Annotated in this window: 6 protein-coding genes; 1 reads left to right on the forward strand and 5 read right to left on the reverse strand. The window is 58.2% G+C overall.

The features are described from left to right. Positions 1-16: 16 nt before the first annotated feature. From BP758_RS07095 to BP758_RS07115, 5 genes are all read right to left on the reverse strand, one after another. Complete coding sequence (locus tag BP758_RS07095; protein WP_292370147.1) at positions 17-448, reverse strand: thioredoxin family protein; 432 nt, start codon at positions 446-448, stop codon at positions 17-19. A 56-nt stretch (positions 449-504) separates the two neighbouring features. Further along, a complete protein-coding gene (gene argB, locus BP758_RS07100) occupies positions 505-1377 on the reverse strand; it encodes an acetylglutamate kinase (protein WP_292370192.1) in 873 nt (290 codons plus the stop codon). After that, positions 1377-2534, reverse strand: a complete 1158-nt coding sequence (argJ, locus tag BP758_RS07105) for a bifunctional ornithine acetyltransferase/N-acetylglutamate synthase (protein WP_292370149.1) — start codon at positions 2532-2534, stop codon at positions 1377-1379. The genes argB and argJ overlap by 1 nt, the downstream gene beginning before the upstream one ends. Before the next feature lie 12 nt (positions 2535-2546). Then, on the reverse strand, positions 2547-3533 hold the full coding sequence (gene argC / locus BP758_RS07110) for an N-acetyl-gamma-glutamyl-phosphate reductase (protein WP_292370150.1): 987 nt from the start codon (positions 3531-3533) through the stop codon (positions 2547-2549). Between the two features lie 128 nt (positions 3534-3661). Next, on the reverse strand, positions 3662-4573 hold the full coding sequence (locus tag BP758_RS07115; protein WP_292370152.1) for an ADP-ribosylglycohydrolase family protein: 912 nt from the start codon (positions 4571-4573) through the stop codon (positions 3662-3664). A 225-nt stretch (positions 4574-4798) separates the two neighbouring features. On the opposite strand from BP758_RS07115, the gene BP758_RS07120 reads away from it, so the two are divergent. Further along, on the forward strand, positions 4799-6054 hold a 1256-nt coding region (locus BP758_RS07120), incomplete at its 3' end, for an AMP-binding protein (protein ID WP_292370154.1).

Raw genomic sequence — 6054 nt, forward strand, 5'->3', positions numbered from 1 at the left:
GGGGCCGGCGTTGTGCTTATGGTGCCGGGTTCAGCTTTTTTTTTTCAATGGCCTGCACCAGCGGTTCGAGCTGTGCCGGGATATCCCGCTCGCCAACCAGGACGACCTTGCCGACGATCACTTCCGGGACACCGGGGGACGAGGAGATCCCGGCTGCCGCGTTCAATGCATCGTAGATCTGTTTGTTGGTCTGGTTATGCCAGATTTCGAGCCGGTTGATCGTGACATCCGGGTATTTTGCAGAGAGGTTATCAATGAACGGCTCGACATTTTTGCAGTGCGGGCATTCCTCCCCATAGAAGAAATAGACCGCGGTATTGTCGACTACAAATGCCGGCGCAGGTGAGGCTGCGGTGGTTCCTGCGATCCCGGGTGCCAGTACAAAGACAACCGCAAGAACGGCGATTATGGCAAAAACTGCAATGATACTTTTGATGATCCTGTCCATCCGGGAGCTCCCTTTACGTATCCTGAATGAGTGTTGAATCTGTCCCTTAAAAAAAGCTACTGGAGGGAGATCATCGTCCCTACGCCATCGTGGGTGAAGAGTTCGAGGATCAGGTTGTGCTCGGTATTCCCGTTGATGATATGGGAGTATTTGACACCATTTTCGACGGCCTTGATGACCGAGGAGACCTTTGGGATCATGCCCTCGCCAATTGCACCCGAGGAAAGGAGATCGCGGGCCTCGGTAATCGTGAGCTTCCTGAAGACGTGCGTGCGCTTCGCGTCCATCACACCGTCCACATCGGTCATGTTGATGAGCTTGTAGGCCTTGAGGGCAACGGCAATGTCGCCGGCCGCCGTGTCTGCGTTAATGTTGAGGCTCCCGCCGAACCGGTCGATGGCAATCGGCGAGATGACCGGGATGTAATCGCGGTCCATGAGGGTGGTGAGAAGGGAGGGATCGATCCACTCGATCTCGCCGACATGGCCGAGGTCGACTTCCTGTTCCACGCCCTCGACGTTGACCTTCTGACGATCCATCTTCTTTGCGATGATCAGGTTGCCGTCGCTTCCCGAGAGGCCGACGCCCTTTGCCCCGCATTTTGCAATGAGGGAGATGATGCCCTTGTTGATCTTTCCGACAAGCACCATCTGGGCGATCTCGAGCGTCTCCTGGTCGGTGACCCGCAGGCCGCCGACAAAGACCGACTCCTTCCCGAGCGCCTTCATCTTCTCGGTGATCTCCGGGCCGCCGCCGTGGACGAGTACCACGCGGATCCCTACGTAGTGGAGGAGGACGGCATCGCGGATGGCGTTCTCAAGGACAGCCGGGTCGACCATGGCATGGCCGCCGAGTTTTATCACGATGGTCTTCCCGTGGAACTGCTGGATGTACGGGAGGGCCTCCATGAGCACGTCTTCGCGCTTCATCATGTGGTGTACCGCCCGTTGATATCCACGTATTTTTCGGTAAGGTCGCAGCCCCATGCAGTTGCTTCCTCTTTTCCTGCCGCAAGGTCGAGGACAAAGGTGACCGTGCTGCCGTGCATCGCGGCCTTGGCTTTCGATAGGTCCGCGATGATCTCGCCGGATTTTACCAGGGGGTACTTATTCTTCCCGTCGCTGATCCAGAGCGAGACCGCGTTTATGTCAAACTTCACGCCGGCCCGGCCCGCTGCTGCAATGACCCGGCCCCAGTTGGGGTCTTCGCCGTATACCGCGGTTTTTACCAGGGGCGACTCGATGACAACCTTTGCGATCGTTGCTGCGTCAGCTTCCTTTTTTGCACCCTTTACCGTGACTTCGAGGAGCTTTGTTGCCCCTTCGCCGTCGGCTGCAATCTGTCGGGCAAGGATCCGGCAGCACTCCTCGAGGGCCGTGCCGAACTCCTTGGCACTGACCTTTCCCGCTTCCCCGGTTGCCGTGCAGAGCGCAATGTCGTTGGTGCTCGTGTCGCCGTCCACAACAACCCGGTTGTAGGTCCGGCCCGCGGCGAGTTTGAGCGCGTCTTTGAGCGGCGCTGCCCCGATCTTCGCATCGGTGTAGATGAACGAGATCATGGTGCCCATGTTCGGGGCGATCATGCCGCTGCCTTTCGCGATTGCCCCGATCGTAAAGCCTTCACGCCGGACAAGGGCGTGTTTGGGCTTTGTGTCGGTGGTCATGATAGCCCGGACCGTGGCGTCTTCTGCTGCAGGAGAGGTTTCGAGTCTGAGCGCAACTTCTGCACACTGGCGGCGGATGAGCGGGAGGTCGAGGTACCGGCCGATGACCCCGGTGCTCGCGACGCCGATGTCCGCTGCCTCAAGGCCGAGCGCCGATCCGGCGTACTCGGTCATCTCCAGTGCATCCGCGTAACCCCGCTTGCCGGTGTATGCATTGGCACAGCCGCTGTTTGCAATAACCGCTTCGAGTTTCCCGGCTTTGATCTGTTTTTTCATCAACTCGATGGGGGCTGCCCGGGCCAGGTTCTGGGTAAAGACCCCGGCCGCAGTCCCGCTTGCCCGGATCAGGGCGAGCCCGAATTTTCCTTCCTTGATCCCGTATGCGGAAACACCCTTGACCGCACAGATGCTCTTGTATACCATAATTTCCTCCCGTTATGGCAGCAGGCCGGCAGCGACAAGGCCGTCGGTCTCTTTAAAGCCGCACATGATGTTCATATTCTGGATTGCCTGGCCGCTTGCGCCTTTGACCAGGTTATCGATCGCCGAGACGGCGACAACCCGCAGGCCCTCGCTCTCGACTTTGATGTCGCAGAAGTTGCTCCCGCGGACCGCGGCAAGCATCGGCATCTGGTACCGGACAAAGAACTCGCCCTGGTAGAAGTCCCGGTACATTTTTTCCACCTCTTTTGTCTCCAGCGGTTCGTTTAGGAGGATGTGGGCGGTGGTGAGGATACCCCGGTTGACCGGGACGAGATGGGGGGTGAAGTAGACCTTTGCCTTTGAGCCCAAAAAGCCGAGCTCCTGTTTCATCTCGGCAAGGTGGCGGTGGCTCGTCCACTTATAGGGGTTGACATTGTCGCCGATATTGGGGTAATGGGTTGTTGCCGACGGGTTGTCGCCGGCCCCGCTCACACCGCTCTTCGAATCGAAGATCACAGTATGTGCGTATTTTGCAAGCGGTGCCGCTGCGAGCGTTGCGCCTGTCGGGAAGCAGCCGGGGTTTGCAACGAACTTCGCGTTTTGGTATTCTTTGCGGTGCAGCTCGGGGATGCCGTAGGGCGCTGCAAAGTAGTCCGTGTGGGGGACGCCATAGACCTTTTCGAATGTCTCTTTGGGGAGCCGGTAGTCTGCGCTTAAGTCCACGACTTTTATGCCCCGGGAGAGCAGCTTTCCCGCAATCGACATCGCTGCCGTGTGCGGGACCGCGAGGAACGCAACGTCCGCATCGATCTTCTCCGGCCCGGGGTTTTCGAATACAAGATCGGTTAAGCCCTTGAGCTGGGGATGGGCCTGGTCCAGGGGGGTCCCTGCCAGTTTGCGCGACGTGACGCAGGTCACCTTCGCGGTGGAATGATGGCACAGGAGGCGGACCAGCTCGCCGCCCGCGTACCCTGATGCCCCGACTATGGCAACTTTCATACAGGGATGTTTTTCTTTAGGGAAACTAAAACCTTTTGCGGGAAGAACGGGAAATCCCCCGGCTATTTGGAAAACAACCGCGTAATTTTGATTTTTGGACCGGGCCCCGCAGGCACCGCCAAAAAAAGTTACCGTTCGAGTTTCCGGGTATAAATGTCAAAGAGCCGTTGCGCCAGAAGTTCGATCCGCTGCCGGTCCTCAAGACCTTCGAGCAGATCGGCAGGAATTGCCTCTTTTCCCCGGCTTGCCCCCAGGTATGCCCCGCACAAAAAGCCGATCGTGTCGGTATTTCCCCCTACGTGGGCGGCGACCGTAAAGAGATCGGCCGGGACCTGGTACCGTCGGATCAAAAAAAAGGCAATCGGGAGCGTGTGGTAGAGCGAGACATCGTTTCCGATCTTTAGGACTGCGGTTTCGGTGTCGATCCCTTCTTCTTCGAGTGCGAGGGCGTTATGGATCTTTGCCCCCAGCACTTCGTCCTCGTTCTTTGCCCGGGTAAGTGCCAGCTGTACCGGGTCGGGACTCTCGTGGATTGCATGGTACACGAGCGTGAGGAAGGTTGAGACTGCTGCGTGGGCGCCGGGGTGGGTATGGGTGACCGAACAGGCACGGACCGCCCGCTCGGTACCTTCGTGGATATCGGGATAGGTGAGGGCAAAAGGAAGGGCGGGAGGGATACAGCCGGCGGTCGTGGACCGGACCCCGCAGGCATGGCCTTTTTCCCGCAACATGTGATCGCAGGCCGCGGAGACGGACCCGTCAGGGAACCGGAGCGCCTCGCGGGAGTAGAGTTCCCGCAAGGCGATCCCATACCGCTCATCCGTGTATTTTCCGTCGGCAAGGAGCATGGCGACCAGGATCATGGTCTGGGTATCGTCCGTGAACTGGCCCGGGGCGAGGGTGTCGTTCGGGTGACCCTTGTAGGCCCGGCGATAGCCGTACCGCATCTTGTTGAGGGCCGGCGTAGTGCTCTCGTTTGGCATGCCAAGGGCATCCCCGACTGCCGCTCCGAGCATGCAGCCCTTCATTCTGTCCAGCATTGAATAGAGTATTACCCGGCACCGATAGATAATGATTCTCGTATCATTCCTGGTTTGGAATTTAACGCGAAATGATTCGGCTTTGGCACGTTTCCGGCCGGTGCGCTCATCAGGATCAGAGTTTTATATATTGGGGAATATTTACCGGTGCGGCAGAATTTCACCTGCCAAAACATTTTATACAAATTTGTCATGATTAATAGTGTAAAATATTGGGGGGGATGTATGAACGAGGACTTTGATGTCAAGCTCGTGGAGAACGCGAAGTACTATACCCCGGATGTGCAGTACAGGCGCGACTCCTGGATAGGCGATTACACAACCGCTTATCAAAAATTCCTGTCCGATCCCGAAGCCTTCTGGGCCGGGGTCGCCGGTGAACTGGAATGGAAACGCCCGTGGGACAAGGTCCTCGCGTGGAACTACCCGTACGCGAAATGGTTTGTTGGCGCACAGCTCAACATTACCGAAAACTGTCTCGACCGCCACGTGAAAAGCGACCGGAGAAACAAGGTTGCTCTCATCTGGCGGGGCGAGAACGATAAAGAGCGGGTGTACTCGTACCAGCGGCTGCTGGGCGAGGTCTCGCGGTTCGCGAACGGGTTAAAAAAACTCGGCGTAACAAAAGGCGACCGGGTCTGCATCTACATGCCCATGGTCCCGGAACAGATGATAGCCATGCTTGCCTGCGCCCGGATCGGGGCAGTACATTCGGTTGTCTTTGCCGGGTTCGGGACCGCGGCCTTAAACATGCGGATCAACGATGCCGAAGCCAAAGTGATCATCACTTCGGATATCTCGATCCGGCGGGGTAAGGCGATCCCGCTCATCACAACCGTACACGAGGCCATCGACAACTCGCCGTCCGTGGAGCATGTGGTCATCCACCGGAGGAGAAAAGAGCCGCCGGTCGAGCTCCGCCCGGGATTCGAGCACGATTTCTACGGGCTCATGGAAGGAGAACCGGCAGAGTGCCCGGCAGAAGTCATGGACGCGGAAGACCCACTCTTTATCCTCTACACGAGCGGGTCGACCGGCACGCCAAAAGGCGTTGTCCATACCTGCGGCGGCTACATGGTCGGGACATATTACACCACAAAGATGGTCTTTGACATCAAGGACCGGGACATCTACTGGTGCAGTGCCGACCCCGGCTGGGTCACCGGCCATTCATATATCGTGTACGGGCCGCTCGCGGTGGGGGCCACGGTCTTTATCTCCGAGATCACCCCGGACTACCCGGACGCCGGCAGCTGGTGGAAACTGATCGAGGAACAGCAGGTCTCGGTCTTCTACACGGCACCGACCGCGATAAGGACGTTCATGAAAGTCGGGGAGGAGTGGCCAAACAAGTACAACCTCTCCTCCTTGCGGATCATCGGGTCGGTGGGCGAGCCGCTCAACCCGGAGGCGTTCGAGTGGTACTACCGGGTGATCGGGAAGAATCACTGCCCGATCGTGGACACCTGGTGGCAGACCGA

Origin of the sequence: Methanoregula sp. UBA64 (assembly GCF_002502735.1) — an archaeon.
In the GTDB taxonomy this organism is placed as follows: Archaea; Halobacteriota; Methanomicrobia; order Methanomicrobiales; family Methanospirillaceae; genus Methanoregula.